The sequence below is a fragment of the Saprospiraceae bacterium genome (assembly GCA_016709995.1).
Lineage (GTDB): Bacteria > Bacteroidota > Bacteroidia > Chitinophagales > Saprospiraceae > JADJLQ01.
On record JADJLQ010000001.1, the window covers coordinates 909227 to 934371 of the forward strand.

19 protein-coding genes are annotated in these 25145 nt (G+C 40.8%); 7 read left to right on the forward strand and 12 right to left on the reverse strand.

Annotated elements, in window-relative coordinates:
• Positions 1-11: 11 nt before the first annotated feature.
• A complete protein-coding gene (locus IPJ09_03800) occupies positions 12-488 on the reverse strand; it encodes a hypothetical protein (protein ID MBK7370558.1) in 477 nt (158 codons plus the stop codon).
• Between the two features lie 101 nt (positions 489-589).
• Positions 590-1198, reverse strand: coding sequence for a hydrolase (locus tag IPJ09_03805; GenBank protein MBK7370559.1), 609 nt, complete (start codon positions 1196-1198; stop codon positions 590-592).
• 164 nt (positions 1199-1362) lie between these two features.
• On the opposite strand from IPJ09_03805, the gene IPJ09_03810 reads away from it, so the two are divergent.
• The 3 genes from IPJ09_03810 to IPJ09_03820 are packed head-to-tail and all read left to right on the forward strand — an operon-like array spanning position 1363 to position 3607.
• Positions 1363-2142, forward strand: coding sequence for a ParA family protein (locus tag IPJ09_03810; protein ID MBK7370560.1), 780 nt, complete (start codon positions 1363-1365; stop codon positions 2140-2142).
• A gap of 5 nt (positions 2143-2147) precedes the next feature.
• Entirely contained in the window at positions 2148-3032 is an 885-nt protein-coding gene (locus IPJ09_03815; protein ID MBK7370561.1) for a ParB/RepB/Spo0J family partition protein, read from the forward strand.
• Positions 3029-3607: a hypothetical protein gene (locus tag IPJ09_03820; protein MBK7370562.1), complete on the forward strand. Its 579-nt coding sequence runs from the start codon at positions 3029-3031 to the stop codon at positions 3605-3607. The genes IPJ09_03815 and IPJ09_03820 overlap by 4 nt, the downstream gene beginning before the upstream one ends.
• On the opposite strand, the gene IPJ09_03825 is transcribed toward IPJ09_03820, so the two are convergent.
• Complete coding sequence (locus IPJ09_03825) at positions 3599-3916, reverse strand: SCP2 sterol-binding domain-containing protein (GenBank protein MBK7370563.1); 318 nt, start codon at positions 3914-3916, stop codon at positions 3599-3601. The two genes, IPJ09_03820 and IPJ09_03825, sit on opposite strands and share 9 nt — an antisense overlap.
• 124 nt (positions 3917-4040) lie before the next feature.
• On the reverse strand, positions 4041-4235 hold the full coding sequence (locus IPJ09_03830) for a hypothetical protein (protein ID MBK7370564.1): 195 nt from the start codon (positions 4233-4235) through the stop codon (positions 4041-4043).
• Between the two features lie 22 nt (positions 4236-4257).
• Here IPJ09_03830 and IPJ09_03835 point away from each other — a divergent pair, with 22 nt between their 5' ends.
• From IPJ09_03835 to IPJ09_03845, 3 genes are read left to right on the forward strand one after another with little or no spacing between them, the layout of a single operon-like run.
• Positions 4258-5046 carry an enoyl-CoA hydratase/isomerase family protein gene (locus IPJ09_03835; protein ID MBK7370565.1) on the forward strand — a complete coding sequence of 263 codons (789 nt, stop codon included), beginning with the start codon at positions 4258-4260 and terminating at the stop codon, positions 5044-5046.
• Positions 5047-5065: 19 nt separating this feature from the next.
• Positions 5066-6166 (forward strand): D-TA family PLP-dependent enzyme, encoded by a 1101-nt coding sequence (locus tag IPJ09_03840; GenBank protein MBK7370566.1) that lies wholly within the window; start codon positions 5066-5068, stop codon positions 6164-6166.
• Positions 6167-6184: 18 nt separating this feature from the next.
• Positions 6185-7258, forward strand: coding sequence for a dipeptidase (locus IPJ09_03845; protein MBK7370567.1), 1074 nt, complete (start codon positions 6185-6187; stop codon positions 7256-7258).
• On the opposite strand, the gene IPJ09_03850 is transcribed toward IPJ09_03845, so the two are convergent.
• A complete protein-coding gene (locus IPJ09_03850; protein MBK7370568.1) occupies positions 7255-7911 on the reverse strand; it encodes a M23 family metallopeptidase in 657 nt (218 codons plus the stop codon). The two genes, IPJ09_03845 and IPJ09_03850, sit on opposite strands and share 4 nt — an antisense overlap.
• Positions 7912-7921: 10 nt before the next feature.
• Positions 7922-11029: a hypothetical protein gene (locus tag IPJ09_03855; protein MBK7370569.1), complete on the reverse strand. Its 3108-nt coding sequence runs from the start codon at positions 11027-11029 to the stop codon at positions 7922-7924.
• A 233-nt stretch (positions 11030-11262) separates the two neighbouring features.
• Here IPJ09_03855 and IPJ09_03860 point away from each other — a divergent pair, with 233 nt between their 5' ends.
• Entirely contained in the window at positions 11263-14844 is a 3582-nt protein-coding gene (locus tag IPJ09_03860; GenBank protein MBK7370570.1) for a tetratricopeptide repeat protein, read from the forward strand.
• A 4-nt stretch (positions 14845-14848) separates the two neighbouring features.
• On the opposite strand, the gene IPJ09_03865 is transcribed toward IPJ09_03860, so the two are convergent.
• From IPJ09_03865 to IPJ09_03890, 6 genes are all read right to left on the reverse strand, one after another.
• Complete coding sequence (locus tag IPJ09_03865) at positions 14849-15634, reverse strand: hypothetical protein (GenBank protein MBK7370571.1); 786 nt, start codon at positions 15632-15634, stop codon at positions 14849-14851.
• 112 nt (positions 15635-15746) lie between these two features.
• A complete protein-coding gene (locus IPJ09_03870) occupies positions 15747-16301 on the reverse strand; it encodes an exonuclease domain-containing protein (protein ID MBK7370572.1) in 555 nt (184 codons plus the stop codon).
• Between the two features lie 79 nt (positions 16302-16380).
• Positions 16381-17502, reverse strand: coding sequence for a DUF5009 domain-containing protein (locus IPJ09_03875; GenBank protein MBK7370573.1), 1122 nt, complete (start codon positions 17500-17502; stop codon positions 16381-16383).
• A 226-nt stretch (positions 17503-17728) separates the two neighbouring features.
• Complete coding sequence (locus IPJ09_03880) at positions 17729-20515, reverse strand: T9SS type A sorting domain-containing protein (protein MBK7370574.1); 2787 nt, start codon at positions 20513-20515, stop codon at positions 17729-17731.
• 71 nt (positions 20516-20586) lie between these two features.
• Positions 20587-23175: a hypothetical protein gene (locus IPJ09_03885; GenBank protein ID MBK7370575.1), complete on the reverse strand. Its 2589-nt coding sequence runs from the start codon at positions 23173-23175 to the stop codon at positions 20587-20589.
• 256 nt (positions 23176-23431) lie between these two features.
• Positions 23432-25141: a 1-acyl-sn-glycerol-3-phosphate acyltransferase gene (locus IPJ09_03890; protein ID MBK7370576.1), complete on the reverse strand. Its 1710-nt coding sequence runs from the start codon at positions 25139-25141 to the stop codon at positions 23432-23434.
• Positions 25142-25145: the final 4 nt, after the last annotated feature.

The following is a 25145-nucleotide window of genomic DNA, read 5'->3' on the forward strand; positions in this document are numbered from 1 at the left end:
GTCGGCTTGACTTAATGGACCATACCTCCACTGATTTTTTTCCCGTCCTTAAAAGTTTCTTCTATTTGCAGTTTGCCATCCTCACCATAAAACCTGTACAGTCCTTGTTGTATTTCACCTTTGACCTGCATTTCATATTGTAAGCCACCATGCATATAATATTTTCTGGCCCATCCATCTTTGACACCGTCTTTAAATTCAATTTTCTCATCCAGATGGCCGTATAAATATTTGATCACCTGGCCGTGTAAACTATTGTCTTTGAAAGAGCCTTGCTCGACGATATTGTTACCACCATTGAGTTTGATATAAGGACCTTGTTTGACATCTTCGATATAATTGGTGATGTCCATGATCCCGCCTCCGGGTGCGTAGGTGATCCAGCTACCATTTTTTTTGCCATTGATGACATTTCCTTCTATCAGTTTCTGACCCAGGCTATCATATTTTATTAAAGTCTTTACATCGCTGTCTTTGACGGAGATCATGTCATATTCCAGAGATTGTGTTTGCCGGGGTGCCTTGTCAGATGTACAATAAAAAAATAAAAGGCTACACGAGGAGACCAGTATGAAAATGAAGAAGTGTTTTATTTGCATTCAGGGGTATGGGCTTGATGATTTATAACAAACTGGATGAGTTCTTCCAGCGGAATACCAAGTCGGGCTGCTCCATCTGCTATGTCTTCTCGGGATACCTGGGCTGCAAAGGTTTTATCTTTAAGCCGCTTCAAAACCCCCTTCACTTCCATGCCTTCGTAGCCTCCGGGACGCATCAGGGAATAGGCATGCAAAAATCCTGACAATTCATCAAAGGCATAGAGCATTTTGTCCAATTTATTCTCAGGTTCTACGCCAAAGTGAAGCGGGCCATGAGCCGCGATGGCATGTATGACTTCAGGGTCTACATTGCGGGATTCGAGTTCTTCGACTATTTTTTGACAGTGCAGGTCAGGCCACTGATCCCAGTCAGCATCATGCAACCAGCCTGTGAGCTGCCATTTCCATTGGTCTTCCTCAGGTAAAGATTCTTTTTCTGCAGCCCAACACTTTAATAAATATCCCACTTGAAACATATGGTTTCTAAGTTTGATATTGGGTACCCAGGATGCTAATAAATCACCGGCTTCCTCCTTAGTGAGTAACTTTCCTGTATGATCAGGGGAACCAAATGATTGCCTGCCTAAGATTCTGGTCATAGCTGTAAATGTAGCAAATTAGGTCAAAAAAGAGGTGCATAAGTCAATACAACAGGGGAGGAGGCCATAATTTGATTTTTAAGATTGGCATGGACAAACAACAGAGGCTCCATAGCTTATCTAAAAAGGTGTAAATTTGCTATTTATGTTAAAGCAAGAAGTCAATGGCTAAAATCATCGCTATCGCCAATCAAAAGGGAGGAGTAGGGAAGACTACGACAGCTATCAACCTGGCCGCCAGCCTGGCGATTTTGGAAAAACGCATATTGCTGGTGGACTCTGATCCTCAGGCCAATGCCGGCTCTGGTGTAGGTATCGCAGTGGATGATCTGACTACTACCTTATACGATTGTATGATCAACGACGCAGATCCTCAGAACGCCATTTTATCCACAGAAACCCCCAACCTTGATATTTTGCCTTCCAACCCCGATTTGGTAGGAGCTGAAATAGAATTGGTTTATAAAGAAAATCGGGAGTTTATCCTTAAAAAATTACTGGACAAAGTCAGCTACAAATACGATTACATCATCATAGATTGTCTACCCTCCCTAGGTTTGATCACGATCAATGCTTTGACTGCGGCGGATAGTGTGTTGATCCCCATTCAATGCGAGATATTTGCCCTCGAAGGCCTGAGCCGGCTCAAAAGAACAATTGCCCTGGTAAAGGAAAATCTCAACCCGGGGCTTGAAGTCGAGGGCATCATCCTGTCAATGTTTGATCAAAGGCTTCGCCTGGCCAATCTCGTGGTCAATGAACTTAGGACAAATGCACAAGACTATATATTTAAAACAATTGTACATAGAAATTCAAAAATCGGGGAAGCCCCAAGTGTGCACAAACCTGTTTTATTGTACGATGCTGCTGGAAAAGGAACCATCAATTTTTTGAACCTGGCTGACGAATTTTTGAAAAAACAACCGGTATTACAAAGCATATAGACACCATGGACCAAAAAAAAGAATTAGGTAAAGGGATCCGGGCGCTGCTTGGAAATATGGATACAAACAAAACCAGTCCATCCACCTCGGTGTCACCTTTGGCCAGCGTGCAAATGATCCCTATCGAGCAAATTGAAAAAAATCCATATCAACCCCGAAATGAATTTGAGAAGAATGCGCTGGATGAACTCGCCGCTACCATTAAGATTCATGGGATCATTCAACCGATAACCGTTAGAAAAATTGCGAATAATCGATACCAGCTCATATCCGGCGAACGCAGGACCAAGGCAGCCCAATTAATCGGATTAAAAGAACTGCCGGCCTATATCAGATCAGCCAATGATCAGAGCATGCTTGAAATGGCCCTGATTGAAAATGTACAACGGGAAAACCTCAACGCTATTGAAGTCGCTATCTCTATGGCAAGGCTGATAGAAGAATGCAAACTTACCCATAACGATATGTCTTCCAGGCTGGGTAAAGACAGGAGTACCGTCACGAATTATTTGCGATTGCTTAAGTTGCCACCTGATATTCAACAGGCAGTAAAAACGAAGAAAATATCAATGGGTCATGCAAGGGCTTTGGCGGGTATCGATAATCTGGTGCTGCAAATAAAATTATTTAAGGAGGCCATATTGCATGAATGGTCAGTGAGACAACTTGAGTCTACCATCAAATCATATGAGGGGACCAAAACCAGCAACAGACAAGAAAAAGACTCCAAACCTGCTGATCATTTTATCAAGCCTTATACGGATAAAGCCAACGCTATATTTGGAAGGAAAACCATCATCAAAAGTGACAAAAAAGGAAGAGGCTCGCTCACCGTGCCTTTCACCAGCCTTGACGAATTGAATGAACTTCTCGACCGGATTTCTGTATGATCTTTAGTTTTGAAAGAACCCTTTTTTCAACGCTCCTGATTATACTCGTGATCGGGACTGTGGCAGGACAAGCAGACAGTATTACCATCCAATCAGCTACTATCGTTAATAAAGCGATACGCAGTGCCGATCCCGATTCCACCAGCAAACCTAAAAAACCAGGTTTGGCCTTTTGGTATGGACTGGCTATTCCGGGTGCGGGTCAGATTTATAATAAGAGGTGGTGGAAGCTGCCTCTCGTTTACGGGGCCTATGGTGCCGCCTTATACAATATAAAATATAGCCGGGATAATTATGCAGAATGGAATGGTTATTACACAGAAGCCTTGCGGACCAATATGCCGGTATTAGTCAGGCCCGATATATCCTTTAATGCCAAACAAATAAAAGTGTATCGTGACCGCTTCAGAGATAAAAAAGATGTAGCTATTTTTATGACCATTGGTGTCCATTTATTGGCCTCTTTGGAAGCATTTGTAGACTCACATCTTAAGAGTTTTAGTATGGACGAAGATCTTTCGTTCAAAACTTTCCCCGAGACAAGATCATTTGGCCTGGCCTATAATTTACATTAGGCCAAAGATCTTGGCATATTTGATGAGTTCTGACGGATTACTGATTTTTATTTTACCGGTCATGACCGCCATCATTGGATTGATGTCTTTGGATACGATACCCATCAAGGTCTCTGTAGAAGCTTTGACCACACATTTGGGCTCGTCACACAGACCCTGATCTACTACAACCTGCCCATCTTTTACATATACGGTGAATTGGCCTCCGCCTTCTCCGGTAAGATCAAAATGAAAGATGGTATCTATTCCTTCCAGTAATTCAGGTTTAACTTTAGAAGGTAAGTCTTTTAAAAAATCTGCTGCTGTCATGATATAAAAATAAGGATTTATCCTTCAATGGTATAGTAGAATATTTCCAGACTCCATGTACCATTCAAAGGGTATGATCAATATAAGTGAGGATTAAATATTTTACTAAAGGCCAACTAGAATTTCATTCGACCAGGGTACCATTCTGAAACTGGTGGTCATAATTGAGGCTATCCAGGCCCCTTGAATCGGTGAGTGAATCCAATTCGGGCATCAAACCTGGGTTCTGCTGCATCATGCCCGCCACCCTGGTCAGTTGTGAATTAATACAAATTAGCCTAAGATCTTGTATCTGATTAGATTTAGCGGCTAAAAACACGATATTTAGGTCAAAAACAGTGATGAGTTCATTAACGTACGACGATATCCGAATAGAAGAAGATCATGGTATCTATATCATTACGATCGATAGACCTTCAGCCTTAAATGCATTGAATCTTAAAGTCTTTATGCAATTGGAGCAAGCCCTGGATGCACTCAAAGAATATGATGAGCTTAAAGGAGTCATTATTACGGGAGGAGGGCAAAAATCGTTTGTAGCCGGAGCCGATATTTCAGAATTTTCATCTATCCCGCCTGGAGGAGCAAAAGCATTTTTATCCACCGGCAACAGAGTGATGAATAAAATCGAAGGATATCATAAGCTAGTGATTGCAGCGGTCAATGGTTATGCATTGGGGGGCGGATGTGAGCTGGCCATGGCTTGTCATATGAGAATAGCCGGGGAGGGAGCTAAGTTTGGACTGCCTGAAGTCAATCTGGGGATCCTGCCTGGGTATGGTGGTACACAACGGCTTCCACAATTAATCGGTAAGGGTAGAGCACTGGAAATGATCCTCACTGGAGAGATCATAGGTGCAGATCAGGCCAAATCCTTAGGATTGGTCAATCATGTGGTGCCGGCTGGCGGCGAATTGGCTAAGGCTAAAGAAATTATTTTGTCTATCGCGGATAAGGCTCCGCTTGCCGTGGAAAAAATCATTGCTTCAGTGAATTATTATGATGCAGACCTTCACCAGGGAATCGGGTTTGAAGGAGATCAATTTACAGCTCTTGCAGACAGTCACGATTTTAAAGAAGGTACTCTTGCATTTTTGGAAAAAAGGAAAGCACATTTTACCGGTAAATAAAAAACACCATAAATAAAAGATGGAATGGTTTGAACTAAAAGATATTTCGAATATAGATTCGCCTGCTTTGCTGGTATATCCATCGAGGATGAAGTCCAATATCGCGGCAGCGATTAGTATGGTAGGAGATCCTGCCAGGTTGAGACCCCATATCAAGACCCACAAATCATTGGAAGCCGCCCAAATGATGTTGGATGCCGGTATCACAAAATTTAAATGTGCCACCATTGCTGAGGCTGAGCTCCTGGGAATGCTGGATGCACCCGATGTATTGCTAGCCTATCAACCTGTCGGGCCTAAAGTAGACAGACTTTTTAGCCTCATAGAGCGATATCCATTGACTCAGTACTCCTGTCTGGTAGATCATCCGGATGCTGTGTTGGCCATTTCCAATATCGCTTCAAAAACAAATAGTACCGTCAATGTATATCTTGATATCGATGTAGGAATGCATCGCACCGGTATCCTTCCAGAGTCTGCTTATTCTCTTTTTGAATTATGTAATCAAAACCCCGGCATCAGCGTGAAAGGATTACATGCCTATGATGGGCATATTCGGGATTCAGATCTTGAACTGAGAAAACAACATGCGGATGAAGCTATCCTGCCTGTTTATAAACTATTGGAGCATATGCAAGGTCATTCACATCTTACGTATGATTTAATATGCGGAGGATCACCTACATTTCCAATTCACGCTGGAAGATTCTTCGTAGTATGCAGTCCGGGTACTTTTATTTACTGGGATCAGGGATATGGTGAATTATACGAAGGCAAGACTTTTCAACCTGCCGCTGTATTGATCACACGAGTGATTTCTGTTGGAGCTAATCATATTTGTACAGACCTGGGGCACAAATCAGTGGCATCTGAAAATGATATTAACCATAGGATTTATTTCTTAAACGCAAAAGATCTAAAGCCAATAGGTCAAAGTGAAGAACATTTGGTCCTTCATCATGCCGCACCCAACGAGTTTCATATTGGTGATGTATTATATGGTATTCCACACCATATCTGTCCCACGGTAGCCTTGTACGAACGCGTCTACAGTGTGGAAGACAATGGACTTGCAGGTGAATGGTTCAATATAGCCAGAGATCGAAAAATCAATATTTAATCAAAATAATTTCAGTTTATGTTTATAGTAGACGCACACCTGGACCTATCGATGAATGCCACCGAATGGAACCGTGACCTCACCCAATCTCTTGCTGACATTAGAGCAAGAGAAAAAAACATGAAAGACAAAGCGGATCGTGGCAATAATACGGTTTGCTTTGAAGAACTCAGAAAAGGTAATATAGGTTTAGTGGTAGCGACACAAATAGCCAGGTATGTTGCCGCAGATAATCCGCTACCAGGCTGGCATTCACCCGCGCAGGCATGGGCTCATACGCAAGGACAACTGGCTTGGTATAAAGCGATGGAAGCCCAGGGTGAGTTGCGAATGATCAGGAATAAAACTGAGTTGGCTGCGCATATTTCATATTGGAATGAAGACTCCAAAGATCAAAGCCAGAAAGCAATTGGATACATATTGTCTCTCGAAGGAGCTGACTCCATGATCGACTTGTCTTATTTACACACAGCTCATCAATATGGCCTCAGGGCACTGGGGCCGGCACATTATGGTCCTGGCAGATATGCGCATGGTACAGATGCTTCAAGTCCATTAAATGCTGATGGCAAGGCCCTTATCAGAGAAATGGAAAAATTAAATATCATTTTGGATGCTACACATCTTTGCGATCTGGCCTTCTGGGATGCCTTGGAGATATTTAATGGTCCTGTGTGGGCCAGTCATAATAATTGCAGAAGCATCGTGAATCACAACAGGCAGTTTTCCGATGATCAATTGAAGGAGTTGATATCCAGGAAGGCGGTGATTGGGGCTGCATTTGATAGTTGGATGATCGTACCCGATTGGGTAAGAGGCAAATCAGATTCGAGAGCATTAGGATGTAATCTTGATAGGCTGATAGACCACATCGTTCATATTTGCGATCTTGCGGGCAATGTAGATCATGTTGGTATTGGATCAGACTTAGATGGAGGATTTGGCACGGAACAAAGCCCATATGACATACAGAGCATTGCAGATCACCAAACTATACCAGGAAGATTGGCTGCCAGGGCATTTACAAGTCAGGATATAGCAAAAATAATGTCAAAGAATTGGTTGGATTTTTTGGAAAGGAACCTTGGTTAATTGGCTAACACATGAATGTCTACAGGAGTTTCCAGGTCTGGAGTCTTGTTAATAGATGTATAGAGATACAAAGGTCTGAGATATCCGGCTGTTTTGCTTGACTGAAATCGGGTTGGAATCGAAACCCATCTTCCATCTATAAATCTTGCGACAGAAAAATGCAAATGCGGCATAACCGTATACCCGGTATTGCCACTGTATCCGATCTGTTGACCTGCATAGATGTATTGCCCCTGAGTCACGGTTACTCCTTCAAAGCGCAAATGACGATAACTTGCTCTTGTACTGTCCTCATGTTCGATCATCACATAATTTGCATCAGGTCGATATTTTTTATTAAACCCGCCCTTGTCAGAATCACTTTTTGTGGAAATGACTTTTCCACTGCGAGATGCGTACACGGGAGTACCTACTTTCATTTTAAAATCTATGGCGGCTTTATGCTTATGGGTATGCCTGCTATAATACCCCTGGATCATCCTATGCCTTGTATCTGGTGCAAAAGGCATTTGATAAAGTGTGCTGGTATCTTCCTGTAAGGTATGATTTTGATAAAGTCGGGCTTCGGCTTGCTGAGCGGTTCGCGGTGCATAACAGCTACTGAAAACCAAGACGCTGGAGAAAAATAAATATAACCTTCTACACGGAAACATTAATGCAAAATTACTGCTGATTTTCTTTTGTAGGTTTCTTTTTAAAAGGATTCCAGTTTTTTAATTTTTCATTGATGATCTCAATCTCTTCTTTGGCTTTCTTTGAAAGCAGTGTATCCAATTGAGTTTGAATGGCGGAATCCAGGACTTTGGTAGTTTCTTTTTTTATGATAGAATCCAACAAGATCTTAGTCTGCTTTTCAGCCATTTTTTTTAAAGAATCTTCTACTACTTTGGTCAGGCTGTCTAATTGTTCTTTCCTTTGAGATACTTCACCTTTAATCAAATCGATGATACTGTCTTTAGTTGATTGCATTTTAGCCTCGGCAGCATCTTTGATTGAATCTGTTTTTTGTTTAATAGAAGTGGTTATATCCTCTTGGATTTGTTGTGCCAGAGATTTTCCTGCAGGATTTTCTGCAAGATTCAGCGTGTAGGATGGTTGACTAAAAGTGCCTTGAAGATTAAATGATACAAATATGGTATCCAAAGCGGTAATGTTGAGCCCTTTGGAAGCGGCCTGATTTCTTAGCCAATCCAACGTAGCATTCGTACTCAAGCCTACTTTATATTTGTCAAATGTTTTTCTCGGGATTGACATCACTACATTATAATCCATCAGCTGATCTATTTGTTGCGATCCGCTGATGGTCAGCAATATATCATCCTGTTTTATGGTGAAAGGTTTGATCGTAATTTTTCCGTTTTCAATTTCAAACCAGTTTTTCGATTTTTCCCATTTAAAAAAATTGAGAATGGGAAGCTGGATTTTTTTGCTGATTTCTTCAAGGGGCTTAAATTTTGAGAATAAACCATTGACCGTCTCCAATACACCTGCAGCATCAAATTCACTCCATATCGGTTCCATATCTTTATTCAATCCACCTTGCATGATCAGAGAGGAAGAAAACAAGCCTTCCAAAAAGGCGGCTACCGGGGCAATTTGGGCAAATACCTTAGAAGTTTTGAACATGTCCTCTATGCGCAGTTTGGCGAGATCCAATTTGAGGTTAAAATCCGGGGATAGATCATGCTCACTATACACTCCACTGAGATTGATTTCACCTCCAAACAGCGATGACTTACCTTCTTGTATTTCAAGGACCTGATCTTTTAAGACACCAGCGAAGTTGACACCTTTGAGCACCCAACCATCATACTTTGCCTGATCCAGTTTTGCACTGACGATTAGATTGGTCGATGGCGGTAGATTTTTAATGAATAGAGAATCACTTATGGTGCCATTGCCAGCGTCATTGGACATCCATGGATCCACCTCAAATAATTTAGATTGCAGATGGATATTCCCGGAGAGTGTGCCGGCATCATTGCTCCATCTGTATGGATCATTAAGTTGTCCTTGGGTGTTGATCTCGGATTGATTGAGCAGCATGCTTAAGCTACTTAAAATGAGGGTGTCTTTCAGATATTTACCGGACCCAGTGACATGACCAATCTCATAATCTTTATACAGCATTTTTTGGATGACTGCATTGAACAGGATATTGGTCTGAAACGCAAAATCTGTTTCACTCAAGCGGGAATTATTGGTCGAACCACTCGCTCCACTGCTAAGTTCATCTATATCCATCAAATTACTTTGAATGGAGACTATATATTGGCTAAGAGATGGCTGCGCAGTTGTCAATGCCAGGGGATTCTTGATTTCGACGCTGCCTCGCATATCAGTTTGCCCATAATAGACCGAATCCAATTGGAAAATGCTTTTTACTGGATTTAGGGTGGCAGTAATTTTCCCCGCCCTGAAGGGTTTGTAAGGTAATAAATGAACAAATATTTTATCTCCTTGCAACCGACCATCCAGGGTCACCTGGTCTAGCTTGTTTTTTAAAATGTGCTCATTGTCGAAAGCGTAAGTTGCATCAAAATTCAAATGTCCGGTCATCTTCAATGAATCTATGGGCAGAGCAAGCTCAAGACTATGTAGATCGACACGACCTTCAGATTTTCCGTTAATTACGATGTTTTTTTGGTTGGATCTTACTTCAAGATGACCTTCCACGGCATCATCTAACACCTGGAAGTGATACTTGGGCACCTTCAGTTCGTAAGCTGTAAAAGTGGTATCAAGGGTCTTAAAAGTGTAATCGAGGGCAATGTGGTCGATGGGGTAGGGCAAGTGACTGTATTTTACCTGGCCATCTTTGATATGCATGGATAGATCCACGGAAGGCCTTCTTCCATTGCTGTTGTACTGCCCTGCGATTTTGCTGTCGAGTAAAAAGGATCCCTGGGTCGTAAGCTGATCAAAATGATGTTGATAGGCTCCCGGAATAAGAGATACCAATTGGGTCAAATCATTTTTAGGTGTCTTTAGGTGTAAGTTCAGTTCAGTATTGAGTTCATTAAATGTCAAAGAACCTTCGATATCTGCTTTCAGTAGATTTAATAAGATGGCGTTTTCGATGAGATCTAACTTATTGGAATCAAGATGGTATACCATAGTACCATCCAACTTTCCTTGTACATCGGCCAGATACTTTGTAGACCTGGACAAAAAATTAAGACTATCAAAAGTGCTGGTTTGGAGGATGGTCAAATCATTTAAGTCATACCGCACACCACCATCGTGATTCAAATTGGTCAAGTAGACATATGTCTCCGCACTGGAATCCCTGTATCTGAATGTGCCGTTTTTGATCCTCGTCTGCTCAATCTTAAATGTCAACGGAGATTGAGTCCTGGTGGCTGCGGTTGAATCAGTTTTGGTCAAACCATCTAAGTTTGAAGCTCCAGATTTTGAATATAAAATATTGACGGTTGGTTGGTCCAAAGACAGTTTGTTCAATTCAAATGATTTAAAACCCGAGCGGATCAGTTTGATTAAATCAAAATCAAGCGCGACTTCTTTGGCGTCAAATAAAACTTCCTTCATGCTGTCCTTTAAACTCAAACTATCAATTTTCAACCCCAGGTCAGGAAAACTGCTGATGATCGAGATGGACAAATCTTTGAAGTCAACCTTAATTCCTGAAACTTTCGAAACTTCAGTTTTTAAAATTTCTTTGGCTTTGTTCTTAAATAATAAAGGGAAAAGCAGGGCTGCTATAAACAAACCCATAAAAGAAAATCCAATGATTTTGATCCATTTTTTCATCAATACACAAAATTAGCCTTTTTATATTAAACGATTGATAATCAGTTTGATAATTATACAGAATAGCTAAATTGGGCAATAATTATTTCCCATAATTAATATTATGTTAAGTAGTTAGAAAATATTGACTTTAGAATTCTATACCTTTAAGTGGTCTTCAATACTCACTAAAAAAACCATCTTCTAATTTGATGTTCAAGTGCAATTTACATTATTATTTAACTTGCAGAGATTTGAGATATTCTTGTTTATTCTTTATTCTTTCTGTTCAGCTCACCATAAGTTCATCAGCTACAGCACAGTCGACCTCCAGCGCTTTCAAAAATCTCTACGACTCCTTAAAATCATCTGAATCTAAGAAAGAATATCCCTTGGCAGCGGCCCAAGCCATACGGTTATTGGATATGATGCCCGCAGATGACTTGGATACTTTGTATGTACAGGTACTTAAATCACTTACCCGGGTATATTATTACGACGGCAAACGCGATACTGCAGCGATCTACGGAGAAAAATACCTTAGATCAGCTCAAGCAAACCAAAATCTTCCTGAGCAAGCCTGGGCTTATAATTTTTTGGGATTGATCCACAAAAACCTGGGGCTAATGCCTCAAGCCATTGACCATTATTTATCCAGCATCCGCGTTAAAGCTCAACTCAACGACCAGGAAGGACTCTCCAGTACTTATAATAATATGGGCATCCTCTACCAGGACATCGGCGATTTTACCAATGCCCGGGAATACTATGAAAAAAGTCTCACCATAAAAGAACAACTAGGAAGTGATAAGGACAGGTTGGCCAATTCGCTTAATAATTTTGGTGAACTGCACCTGGCTATGGGCCTGTATGACAAAGCAATAGAGTATTATTTTAAAGCACTTAAGTATTACGAAGAAACACAAAATGCCTGGGGTCAGGCTGCTACTTTCAACAATATTGGCATCATCCACAGCGAGCAGAAAAATCACAATAAGGCTATTGAGTATTTCGATAAAAGCCTGTTTTTATCTGAATCCAATAATTTTAAAGACCTGCTACCTAAATTATATATGAACCTTGGCAAGGTAGAACAAGAGTTGGGGGCTTATGACAAAAATATTGAGTATTTAAAAAAGGGACTCGCGATCGAACAAGCCAACGGCAATCCAAACGGTGTAGCTGATATGTACCTTAACCTGGGAGTAAGTCTGTGTGATCATGGGTCCACGGAGGAGGCCCTAGCCTATTTGCGACAAGCCAGAGAAGTGTTCTCGTCATTAAAATATGGAAAAGATATAGCCAATGTAGATGTAGAAATCGCGAGGTGTATGATTAAAAGAAAAAACTATCCAGCTGCTCTCGCTCAACTCGCCGGCGCTTTGAAAACAGCTCAAAACAATCATTACCTGCCAGTCGAAGCTGCTGCATTAAAGGCATTGGCCAATGCCAGTAACCTTATGGGCCAGTATAAACAAGCCTATGAATACTACACTAGCTATACGCTGGTGCAGGATAGTCTCGATAATGTTCAGAAATCTAAAGAGATCGCAGAAGTGCAATCACGCTACGATCAGGAAAAGGATAAAGCTGAAATTCAAAAATTGTATGCTGATCAAATAAATAAAGAACTTAAAATCAGCGAACAAAAGCGCAATCAGAATATCATAGTAGGCACTTCCCTACTCCTTTTGCTTACCTTATCAGGGATGTATTTGTTTCTCAGATTGAGGCAACACAGAAAACAAATTCAATTTGAAAAATTAAAGACCCGCCAATTGCAACACATTGATCAAATTAAAGATCAGTTTCTGGCCAATACTTCACATGAATTGAGAACACCTTTAAATGGTATTATTGGCTTAGCTGATTCATTGATCGACGGGGTCACAGGTCAATTAGCCCCAAAGACCATCCACAACCTTCAGCTAATCTCCTCCAGCGGAAAGCGACTTTCAAGCCTGGTCAATGACATTCTCGATTTTTCAAAAGCTAAAAACAAAGATCTTAACCTGGAATTAAAGCCTGTCGACCCTTATGTGGTAGCTGATCTGGTCATACAATCTTCCAATATCCTTATCGGCAAAAGATCCATCTTATTGCAGAATAAAATGCCTCATGATATACCACTTATCGATGCTGATGAAAACAGGTTTCAACAGATTTTATACAATCTTATTGGCAATGCCATCAAGTTTACTGACCAGGGTAAAATAACCCTTACCGCTGAGAAAAAGGAAAAAACGATCCTTTTTAATGTGTCGGACACGGGGATCGGTATACCCAATGACAAACTGGATCTCATTTTTAAATCCTTTGAACAATTGGATGGGACCGAGACAAGATCTTATGGTGGTACAGGGTTGGGTTTGGCGGTTACTAAACAATTGGTTGAACTGCACGGTGGATCGATCGGGGTACACTCTATTCCGGGAGAGGGATCAGTTTTTTCGTTTGAATTGCCTATCAGCCAGTTACATCGGGATGAGTTGGTAGAACACTCTGAAACTTTGATGAAAATCAATACCATAGAGACGGAGGAAGCACCACCGGATCTATTGACTGGGGAACAGACCACATCAGGTACCATAGAATCATCCGCCTCGATTCTGATAGTAGATGATGAAGCAGTAAATATCCAGGTGTTAGAAAATCATCTGAGTTTGCGCGGGTACCAGGTACATAAAGCTTTTAATGGACAGGAGGCTTTGCTTAAGCTTCAAACTCAAATTTATGACCTTGTGATCCTCGATGTGATGATGCCCAATATGTCTGGCTTTGAAGTATGCAAAAAAATCAGGGAGACTCATTTAATGAATAAACTACCGGTGATCATGCTCACTGCTAAAAACACCATCTCTGATCTGCTAAAAGGATTTGAAGTAGGTGTCAATGACTATCTGACAAAACCATTCTCTAAGGATGAACTCTTGTCACGAATTCACACCCACCTTCGACTGAAAGATTTTTACAAAGCATCTGATAAGTTTGTTCCAATTGAGTTTCTGAATGCCATAGGACGAAACTCGATCACCGAAGCTAAGATCGGTGATTTTACCAATGGCCAGTTTACTATAGTGTTTTCTGATATTCGCAATTATACCGGATTAGCAGAAAATCTGAGTCCCGAACAAAACTTTAAATTTATCAATGGGTTTGTGGGACGCATGGGTCCGATCATTAAAAAACATCAAGGATTTGTCAATCAATATCTTGGTGATGCTATCATGTCGATTTTCCCTGCAGCCGTAGAGTTTGCATTGGATGCTTCGATCGAAATGCATCATACTATACATGATTACAATGTGGATCGAAGCTCAAAGGAACGGGCCTCTATCGAAGTTGGTATGGGCATTCATACAGGACCTCTCATCATGGGGATCATTGGCGACCAGGAAAGAGCAGATCCTGCCACACTGGCTGACACAGTAAACATTGCTTCCAGAATCGAAGGCCTGACTAAATATTTTGGTGTAAAAATATTGATCAGTCACGAAGTATACTTGCAATTGGTTGATAAAAATAGATACTCCTTCCGATCTTTAGGAAAGATTCAACTCAAAGGAAAGTCACGATCTATCACGGTGTATGAATGTCTTGATGCTGAGAGAGGGGACATATATCAAGCAAAGTTAAAAACACTCGAACTTCATAACCGGGCAATGAAATTTTTTCAGGATGGTGAGTTTGCACAGGCAAGCGTCATTTTTCAAAAAATGATTGATGAGTATTCCAAAGATTCGGTTGCCCGATATTTTTTGACCCGATCATTAAAATACCTGGCCATGGAAGAGCCGATCAATTGGACCGGAGTTGAGATCATGGCTGAAAAATAATTGCTTATTCTTCCTCTGCACTGGCTGAACCGTTTGTTTTAGGGTCTCCCACTGCAAATAGGATCTGGTCCACCCCGGCACCACCTAACGATTTGTCAGGCTTAATCATTGGAATCACATAGACATCTTTGGTCGTAGTAAAACTTTCAGTTGCATTCTGTTTAGGATTGAGCAAACCCAGCAAGAAGCCATTCTTAGCATTAAATATGCAGATCATAACGTGGCCCCGGCGATCCTCTCTGGTGATACTGATTGTAGTACTCATTGACCTGTCAGGCTCCACTTTGAGATACTTTTGGCTACTTACAGCGGTTCCTACATTTGTCGAATTGACTGTCAATATTTCCGGGGTTGCTATTTTTAATAAGATGGGTGGACCTTTGCTGTCTAGTTCCGGGCTACCTGCCGCGTTATTAAAAGCTATAGTCACTACAGCATCATCTACATCCCCTTCTCCCCCATCTTTACCAAACAAATAATTACCAGATCCGGCAGCTGATATCACATTGTATAACATTGGAATAGCCATTAAAAATGATTTTCTACCTTTTCCCATGGTTCGGTGCTGGCCCGGGCCTATTCCCTCACTATTTCTATTATCGCTGGATAGCATGGAGATAGCATCTAGTTTAGTCTGAACATTAAATCTTATAGACTTGCCACTTGCAGGGTCCTTTGCAAAATAAAGATCGGTAGGGATTTTTAAATTTAAGGAGGTAACACTTTGCGCGATTAAGCATAGCGATGAAGAAAACAGAATGAACAGTGTAAGGATTTTTTTTGAATGCATGGTTGGTTGGTTTATATCATTTGCTAAGTTAAAAAATTAAGTTAATATATGCGATCAGCTCCATCTTGCTTTACTTTTTCTGCACCGGTCGACAACTATGTTTAAATTTTTTCTAATTAATTTTATGCAGATTCCATTCCCCAAAATATTTGGTAAAAATTCTTGTAAGATTATAAGCATCATCTATCGCCCGATGCAGGGTGCCTTCAAATTCAAGTCCTTCTGATTCTGTGGCATGTTTTAATCCTTTTGGCTCATATAATTTTTTCACTTTTTGATACTGTTTTTTAAGATCGGTATATGAGGAGATCCATTCGGTATCTATTTTGTGTAATAGGCAGTCTGCTTTTAAATAATCCAGGTCCTTATCTCCCCAGGCTATCAAATAATGTGGTTCAATATCTATCTCAGCCCAATCCATAAATTCTTTAATCACTTGTTTGAAAGGCTTGGCTTGTGTGATCATCTCTTGTGTGATGCTGGTGAGCTTGGAGCAAAATGGTGATAATATCGGATACATCACCGGCTTGACAAATTTGCTGAACTGACTTTGGATATGGCCATAAGGATCTATTTTGTATGCTCCTATTTCTATGATTTCCTGAAACCTGCCGGCCATATCTCCTTCCCAACAAGTCAATTCGAGGTCAAATACAATATAATTCATGACTTTCAAATATAGGCATCTTTTAAAGGACCTTTACGAGGCACCAGATAGAGTCTAAAACGGCAGACAATCAAGTGTATTAAATCTTTAAAAATATTTTATACCGGTACAAAGCATATAAGAAAAACCATACCAGGATCAAAGCCCCCAGGTTTTGAAAAATAGAATGTAAGCGCTCAGGAGCATTGATGTATAGCCCTTCAAAAAGCAATCTGGAGGTATAGCCAAAATCAATAAAATGATACACCAGGTAGATCGTTATGCTGTTCATGCCTATGACCACAAAAAAGAAGGACCATTTTTTGTATTTCAAAATGTCGATGATCCAATAAAATAAACCTAACATTAAAAAAGACATACCGCCGGTGAACAGGATAAAGGAACTGGACCACAGCCGTTTGTTTATGGGGAAATGAAGACTCCATAAAAGCCCAATCCCTATACAAAGGACACCGAGTATCAGTATCCTTTTAAGTTTGCCATATTCTGTAAATGCTTTGTTTTGAAATATATCTCCCGCGAAGCTCCCTAACACTGTCAGGCATAATGCAGGCAATGTCGTAAACAATCCGTTTTCATCAAAGGTGCCTTGAATCAATCGCCCGGGTAAAAAAGTCCTGTCGATCCATCCATGCAGATTGCCCTCGAATGAAAGATCTCCAGCGCCAAATCCCGGTACAGGTATCAAGAACATACAAGCGTAATAAAACAGCAAAATACCGGCGACCCAATATGCTCTACTTTTAAAACTAAAATTCAGATAAAGGATCGTTGTAATAAATCCTGCTATACCAATTCTTTGCAAAACGCCTCCTAGTCGAATCTGAGACCACTCAAAAAAAGGAAATGGCAGGTTTTTTTCAAGAATTCCAAGGGCGATTAATATCAACATGCGTCTGAAAGCCTTTTTGTATAAACTTTGTTTTGACCTTCCTTGTTGAAGTCCTTTGTTTAATGAAAATGGGATGGATACTCCAGCGATAAAAAGGAATAGAGGGAAAATAAAATCATAAAAAGTAAAACCATGCCAGGTAGTGTGTTCAAATTGTATGGCGACATGATCCACCCAAGACCAACCAGTTTTGTCTTTTAAAGAATATATAAAAGCACCTGCTCCTGAGATCATAAGCATATCGAATCCCCGAAGAGCGTCTATAGATTGTAGGCGGGATACTGGAGCATCGTCTTTGTTAGATTCCATTTTAAAAATAATTACAAGCTAAAGCTAAAACTTTTTTAAAATCAAAATGGGAAGAATGATGTTTATAACAAGGCACAAAATGGTCATGTTTTATCTCATGCCCGTACAGGAGAACAGTTCTTACAAGGCGTTACTTGTCTAAACAAAAAGAGTATTAACAAAAAACCCTCCCAGCAAGCTGAGAGGGTTTTTTGAAACTTTATTCTTATCGATATGACCTCAAAATCTATTGAAGCATGATCATTTTCTTAGTTGCGCTAAAGTCCTTAGTTTCCAGAGTATAATACATCAATCCGGTACCAGGTATATCAGACTTGGATATTTTGAGTTGGTTATAACCCTTTACTCCATCCTGATGATAGACCCGCACTACCCTACCAGTGATGTCTGTGATTTTTAAAGTCACTTTGTCAGCTTTAGCCAGTTCGTATGCAATCATGGTGGAGGAAGAGAAAGGATTAGGTGTATTTTGATGCAAAGCATATCCTAAAGTAGACCGGCTGCCTACTTCGAGGGTCACCCCTAAACTGGATCCTGACACCGCTGTTGATTTGTATGCTTCAGCGTGCGTATACTTAGAATTGATAAACATACTTTCACTCAAGGTAATGTCTCTGGCAGCTTTCACTTTGATGCTGAAGAGTACATCGGTCGATGAAGCATTGATCCCAGTATTGTCATTCCAGGAGGTCGTGATATAACCCTGACCGAGTTTGGTCAAACCAAAATTATTATTACTAATCTTCAATAATCCAGGCTCAATTGATTTTAATTCCAAACCATTCATCGCCAGGGTAAATTGATAACCCTCGATCTGGCGGAAGTTTTCAGCAGTAAATTCTACTACTGTCTCCTCACCTGCTTTAAGTGATTGATCGATGATTTTGAAACGCAATACATCCGCTGCTCCACGGCTTTCAGCACCCAATAAACTATGAGGTACAACAGAGCTGTTGAGATCACCCACTTTGATACCGATAAAGTCACGATTGATTTCATCTTGGTTCAGGTTAGCGAGGTTAATTTTCTCAGGAAAACCCCATGGACTAGCAGGATTGCTGAATACATAATCTTTGGGTACAAACCTCCAGGACTCTGTATTTGGCATCTTATCATAAACCGTTAGTATCAATTTTCTAAGTTCTACCAAATCGATGGCACTGATATCATTGCTCTTATCCACATCCGCTGCAATCAGCTTATAAGGTGAAGTGATAAGTTCTTCGCCGAGGATATGCTTTTGCATTAATATCAAGTCAATGGTGGTGACACCATTTGTAGGATCATCATTGCGTTTAGGTACGATAGCATAATCATGATACATCGGTAGATCTGAAAAAGCATAGGTGCCTTTGGCATCGGTTTTATAAGCCGGCAGGGGCTTGGTATCAATAGTCTGTAAAGTCACGTTTTCCACTGCCTCAGTGCTTTCAGTCATTACTTTACCTGATACATCGGCTACTACTCCAGCCAGGTCTGGACAGATATTGCCGCTACCATCCTGGATATTGAGATAAGTCAAACAATGGTCTTTATTGCCTGCTGCATCCCAAACGTAGATATTAACTTCATTGATCGCACTTTGTCCGCCCGGCACATCTGCACAAGTAAATGTATCGCTCAATTGTTTGCCATCGGCGTCAAAGCTAAACTTCAAATCAGCCTTTTTGGTACAGTTGTCATAGCTGCCGGCATTTAGATCAGTTGCCCAAACAATAACAGAACCGGTGGAAGGCATGATGACTGTAGCAATACCATTATAACAGTAAGGAGTTGGTTTCTTACAATCTTTCACTTCTATCTTGCAGGTAGTAGTGTCTTCTTTACCACAATTGTCTTCCGCTATAATCGTCAGCAAGTGCTTGCCGGCAGTAAGCTTCAAGGTTGATGGGAAAGCTGCTGAAGTGAATCGTTTTTGATTAGGTCCGCTTTTGAAGTCAATAGAAGTTACGTTGTACTTCTTGCCGTCGTAATCACTGGTAGATGCATTTAAATTGACTTCATACCTGAAGCTGATCAAGGATGTTTCTGTGCAATTATCCGTTGCCACAAAGTCAGGGCCTATGTATACAGGTACACTGCACATTGGATCTGGCTCTGCACCGGCTCCGGTGTAACCGTCATAAAAACAGAAGGTTGTATCACGGCAAGTTACTTCAGGAGCGATGGTATCGATCACTTTGATGATCTGGGTGTAGGTCACAAAACCATCACCATCATCTTTTAATTTTCTGTACACACAATATCTATCTGCACTGGCTACAAACCGGTCGTCTACGATCACATCCGGATCATGGTCGTGTGCGTTTGGATCGTATTTACACCAGTCGATTAACTTCCAGGTACGAATGATTTTATAACAAGCATCCGGTACGATGTCAAATCGTTCATCATCGTATTGTACCCCTACTAACTCACAATCATCATCCATGATCATGGGTCTGCCGGTAGCATCAGGATCCAGAGCCGTTCCACCTCCACATACAGCGACTACATCTTCAGGGAACATTACCTCAAAGTCAGATCGATGCTTCATGATAATCTTTTGCGTGCAGGAGACACTCGAGGTCATACATTTGTCTCCAACTGTCCAGGTGCGGCTGATCCAGCCATTACCACAATTGTCAATATACTCTTGATCTACAACTGTCGGTGCACCACCAATCCAGCAATTGTCCCAGATCTTAAAGTCTCCTTTCTCATAACCTGCAAGTGGAGTGCCATTAGGACCACCACTCAACAAAATGGGTTTGGAGAAATAATCTTTGGGATTGAGTTTGCCAGCCTGATCTGTTTTGTCAAGGCAAAGCCAGGTATGGCAATAGATTGGCGACCATGAATTAAGATCCTTGCGGTTGGATTCAGTTGAGTTGGGAACACGGCCACTGCCATAATCTCGACTCACACAAGGGTCTATCTCTCCACCATGTTCGTCCTGATGAACGGGGCCATAAATGCTGCAACCGTACCATCCAAAGGATTTTACTCCGGTTCCATCTAAGGTGTCTGACAAGTCACTATCATTTTCTTTTTTACATTCGATATTGTTGTAAGGTTTGCCGTAAAAATCACGGCAGGTAAAGTCTAATGCATTGTCTTTATCATCATCGTATGTATATCCAGTATCATCACAAGCGGCCCGAGCATACTCATAATCTCTATCTTTTTGCTGCTTACCCCATCACAGTACCAGAAGATATCCTCCGGAGTCTCGCAAACAGGTGGAGTTTTGTCATCCACTAAAATATTGATCATACAATCATTATAGATCGATTTGCAGAGCGCCAGTGCAAAAGGCACAAATCCTGTGGCTGCCACTGCTGCCGTTATATCTTCACCCACATGTTGTTCAAGATAGGTCTGGATAGCATCCCCCTCAAATGGAATCGAAATCTTAAACTCTGGTATACAGAAACTTCCGATACCTTCTTCCTGGATACCTTCTATCAAATCGATGATGACCGTTAAATTAGGATTGGAAGGATTCAATGGTAAAAATCCAGGTACAAATTGTCTAACAAACTGCCTGAAAACAGACAATACTTTGAGGGTAACCAACCGCTGGCAGTCAGCTTCAGTTTTATTGTGGACCTTGAAGGAGTCAAGTTGTGCATAAGCTTCCGGGGCCAGTACTTTCTCCAACTGTTTCAATAACAAACTATTCGGATCAAAAACATGGTAAAAGGTAAAGTAATAGCCATAGATCTGGGCCATATACCATTTATGTTCTGTTAGCTTGGTGATATGGGGGTCATACAAAGCGGTCTTACAATTATCAAATACCCTCAATACCACTTGTCTTTCACCACACTCGGTCAGGTCTACATAATCCTTAAATACATAGGTGCTGAGGTATTCCTCTACAATAAATTCAAAAGAAGTCTTCATCTTTTCATAATTGGCCCAGCCACAGATGAGTTTAAGATGATCAGTATACGCTTTTCTATAATAATCTACAGAGTCCATATCCGCAACAGCATAATGCAGATTGTCACAACAATTGTCTTTACTACTAGTGTTAAGATCTTTGGCATATACCCTGGCCCAACAGGTAGCGGGATCAACCGTCACCTGAGTGGTCTCTATACAATTAGGGGTAGGCGGCGTCATATCTTCCACAAAAACCACCAAGGGGAAATTGCAGGTATTATAACAAGCATCCGTAAGACTCATTTTACCAATATGTATACCTACCGGCAAAGAGATCGGAGCTCCGGTAGGGCCAAGATCTTTAGTCAGCACTACTGTTTTGCCAGGATGACCTGGATCTGCGTAGACGAAAGTATATGATTGTTTTACATCACTACAATCCCATACATTCATTCGATTAATGTTAAAATTGGCATAACAGTCGTGAGGTCCTACTGATCTTAAATAACCAACAGTGTCTTTTAGACCAGTGACAATTTGAGTGATCGGGCCTGGTACATTCTGGGAACCAGCAACCACTATACTCGGATCAACTTTGTCTTCGATGGTGATATACTGAACACAGATTTTTTCTTCGCCGGTACACCAGTCATAGATACGCCATTCCCGTCGAATCTTAAATCCTGCTCCGCAGATGTCCAGCGGCTTATCCACATAACTTACTATGATCTTGCAAACACCACCGAGTTGTGGATACATTGGCGTTTTGTCCTTTATAATGGTACAAAATGCTTCATTTGGCTTTTTAACTATTTCAAAACCATCATCATTTAATTCAATTTGAACCAGGGTCTTTTGCAGATCCAGCACGGAGTCTGACAAATAGGGCACTACCAGACTATCCGGATTTATGCAGAAATTTTCATTACTTCCAAAAACCAGGTTAGGAAGAATTAAATTATCAAACAAAACTTTGGTGCCTCCCCAACGCGCTGGAAAAGCTCCAAGTTCAACCATTGGATCTCCCTTGCCCTGCAATTTTAACAAAAATTCTGGTGATGGATAATTTGGGCTTTTGGGATCTTTAGAAAAAGTTACTAAATCCCAATATTTGACATTTAATATTGAAGATGGGTTCAGGTTACCACCGGTTGCAAATAGTTTTGTTCCATTGAGGCAATACATCCTGCATGGCAAATTAATCATGCTGGCGCAACATACACTATCCAGCACATTTTTTCTTATGGTCAGGGTATCTGTACAAGTATTTCCGTTACCCCAGGCATCACTAGTTTGAATATTGCGAATCGCCAGACCTAAAATACCTACACTATCGCATCCATAATCTTTCCAGGTGATGTTGGAGATGACATTGCTTACATCGGAGCAATTGTCTTTTGCTTCTGCAGTCACCTGATTGATAGCAGCAAGTTGGAAGCAACTGATGGTGGTGCTTTTGCAGGGGACGAGAGGACCGGTTTTGTCTTCGATCGTTACATATCCCCAACAGCTATTATTAGTGGCTGGATCCTTTACTTGATAGACTACAGTATAACCTAACAGATCTCTATTTGCCCTGGTTGGTGGTATGCATGGTGCCACCTGAAATGGATAAGACAAGACCACTTCATATCCACAATCTCCAGGATTTTCTAAAAAGTCATCTGCTATAAAATCCCGGTAACAATCATCTGCATTCATGCTGGCATGAACATGATCATTACATACTAGGACACATTGTGCTGTGAGTTTTGAAAAAATGCTTAAAGTAAATAAAGCAGAAAAAAGTAAAAACTTTTTCATGTGTAATTTTTTTTGGGTCAGTAAAAAGTAAAAATTCGGTCTAAAAGTAATAAACTAAGATGAAAATCAATCAATTAATTAGATTTTTTTTAACTTTTTATTTGGTTTTGAGTTCACACTTGAGCTAATCAATAGGATTAATCTTCAAATTTTAATAGCTAATTGGTCATACAAAATTTTGAGCCTAAAGATCTTTGGAGTACCTTCTATTGTGTGCAACTAATTATAAATCAATGCAATAGACAAATGTAATTGATTAGCTTATTGAACCTGCAAGGATGGTCTTCGACTTCCAATGATCGCTCAGAAATTCATAACTGTCCAGCCTATTGTGATAGAAGTATAATATCTTGAGGCTACCACTTATAATATCACCGGCTTTGGTATATTTTAAAGGTTTGACGGAGTGAAAGACACCTAATTTATTGATAGCATCTGCAATACACTCTTTTGGCGGCAGGAGGGCTGAAGCATCTAATCTTATCAGACCTTCGGCGGCTTTAGAAATTAACAGTTCTTGTACTTCGCCTAGTTTCAGGGAAATGTCATCGATTGGAATTTCAATCTCCGACGGATCCATCCTTAGTAGTGCAAAAACATCTAACAAAGGGTGTGTGGCCTGCATATATTTGAAGGTACAATAGGACACCAGGTTAGTACTGAATACGATGTTATGACAATGATAACTTTCAACGATTTTCTCCGCTAGAATAGAGGTGTACACATTGTCCCGCTGATGTACATTTTCCTCAGATTGGTCTGCAGATCCAAAATAATCCTGGAGATTCAATAAATGATTTTTGGGATCGATGCTTTCACCTTGATCGTTTACATTATTGCCTATGACATCCAGCGGTTCACCAAAAGAAAGTGCTATCTCGGAGCTTTTGGACAACAATCTGTACAGGAAGACAAATACATTTTTGATACTTTTAAACTCATCTCTGCCTCCTGCCATATAAGCATCTTTACCGGTGGCTCTGAGGTGTTGTTCGATTAAAAATCTGGCTTCCAGGACACAATGATAATTGAGCACCATGGGTACCACATATATTTTCCTGAACTTTGATCCAGAGCGCAAAATCTCTCGTTGAGCCTCTACTGCTGTACCAAGCAGGCCTAACTTAAGCTTTGTCTCCAGACTGCCTGACCGTGACCTGGTACCACCCGGAAAAAACAACGTGTTGGTACCCCATTGAAGAGAGATATTGGACATGGCCTTGAGCACTTCAAGATAAACCGGATTTTTTTTGCGTCGATCTACCCGATACGCTCCCAGCCTATTCATAAAATACCCCATTAACTCTGAATTGTAGAGATTGAGACCTGCTCCATATGAAAAGGCCGGCAATCCAGCTATTTCGTCCAAGGCATACCCAATCATAATACTGTCCATATTTGATGAGTGGGTGGGTACTATAACCAGGACCCCATCTTTGGAGAGCTCTCTGATTTTTGCTATTGGCCCAAACAATTTAATTCGCTCATGAATCTGGAATTTGGATCGAAAAATATAGAAAATGTTTTTGGCATTGGCAGCATTGAGCAATCTTCGAAAAAAAAAGGACAAAAACCTTCTGGCAAAAAGGAATGTTTTCGTTTTAAAGCCGCCGGCTACTTCTTCTGCATACCGTTCAACGATCTTTTTTAACAGATATTCACTACGACCCTGGATTTCATGTACATCAGCATTGTTGTCAGGGAGCGATTTTTGGATTTTTTTCCAAAATAAGGGCTCGTTTTGAGGATCAGCGCTCCAGGGCTCTTCTTTCATCCGGATCTTTTCCATGTAAATCGTCCGAGCGAGTACTTTGTCCAATTTGCCTACATATTTTGTCTTAAGGCTGTTGATCGCAGATTTATTAATCTCTTCTATGAGCTTGGGTCTATGATCATAGAGCTGATGTATAGGCCAGTCATCGATCTTTTCTATTACGTGTGGTAGGGATTTGATAGGTAACTCCATGTAA

What these genes read in the sequence shown, in the direction of transcription:
- IPJ09_03885 (MBK7370575.1), bottom strand. Translation starts at nt 23,175, where the DNA reads ATGAAAAAGTTTTTACTTTTTTCTGCTTTATTTACTTTAAGCATTTTT.
- IPJ09_03825 (MBK7370563.1), bottom strand. Translation starts at nt 3,916, where the DNA reads ATGACAGCAGCAGATTTTTTAAAAGACTTACCTTCTAAAGTTAAACCT.
- IPJ09_03805 (MBK7370559.1), bottom strand. Translation starts at nt 1,198, where the DNA reads ATGACCAGAATCTTAGGCAGGCAATCATTTGGTTCCCCTGATCATACA.
- IPJ09_03845 (MBK7370567.1), top strand. Translation starts at nt 6,185, where the DNA reads ATGTTTATAGTAGACGCACACCTGGACCTATCGATGAATGCCACCGAA.
- IPJ09_03865 (MBK7370571.1), bottom strand. Translation starts at nt 15,634, where the DNA reads ATGCATTCAAAAAAAATCCTTACACTGTTCATTCTGTTTTCTTCATCG.
- IPJ09_03820 (MBK7370562.1), top strand. Translation starts at nt 3,029, where the DNA reads ATGATCTTTAGTTTTGAAAGAACCCTTTTTTCAACGCTCCTGATTATA.
- IPJ09_03850 (MBK7370568.1), bottom strand. Translation starts at nt 7,911, where the DNA reads ATGTTTCCGTGTAGAAGGTTATATTTATTTTTCTCCAGCGTCTTGGTT.
- IPJ09_03800 (MBK7370558.1), bottom strand. Translation starts at nt 488, where the DNA reads ATGATCTCCGTCAAAGACAGCGATGTAAAGACTTTAATAAAATATGAT.
- IPJ09_03875 (MBK7370573.1), bottom strand. Translation starts at nt 17,502, where the DNA reads ATGGAATCTAACAAAGACGATGCTCCAGTATCCCGCCTACAATCTATA.
- IPJ09_03810 (MBK7370560.1), top strand. Translation starts at nt 1,363, where the DNA reads ATGGCTAAAATCATCGCTATCGCCAATCAAAAGGGAGGAGTAGGGAAG.
- IPJ09_03835 (MBK7370565.1), top strand. Translation starts at nt 4,258, where the DNA reads ATGAGTTCATTAACGTACGACGATATCCGAATAGAAGAAGATCATGGT.
- IPJ09_03855 (MBK7370569.1), bottom strand. Translation starts at nt 11,029, where the DNA reads ATGAAAAAATGGATCAAAATCATTGGATTTTCTTTTATGGGTTTGTTT.
- IPJ09_03815 (MBK7370561.1), top strand. Translation starts at nt 2,148, where the DNA reads ATGGACCAAAAAAAAGAATTAGGTAAAGGGATCCGGGCGCTGCTTGGA.
- IPJ09_03890 (MBK7370576.1), bottom strand. Translation starts at nt 25,141, where the DNA reads ATGGAGTTACCTATCAAATCCCTACCACACGTAATAGAAAAGATCGAT.
- IPJ09_03840 (MBK7370566.1), top strand. Translation starts at nt 5,066, where the DNA reads ATGGAATGGTTTGAACTAAAAGATATTTCGAATATAGATTCGCCTGCT.
- IPJ09_03870 (MBK7370572.1), bottom strand. Translation starts at nt 16,301, where the DNA reads ATGAATTATATTGTATTTGACCTCGAATTGACTTGTTGGGAAGGAGAT.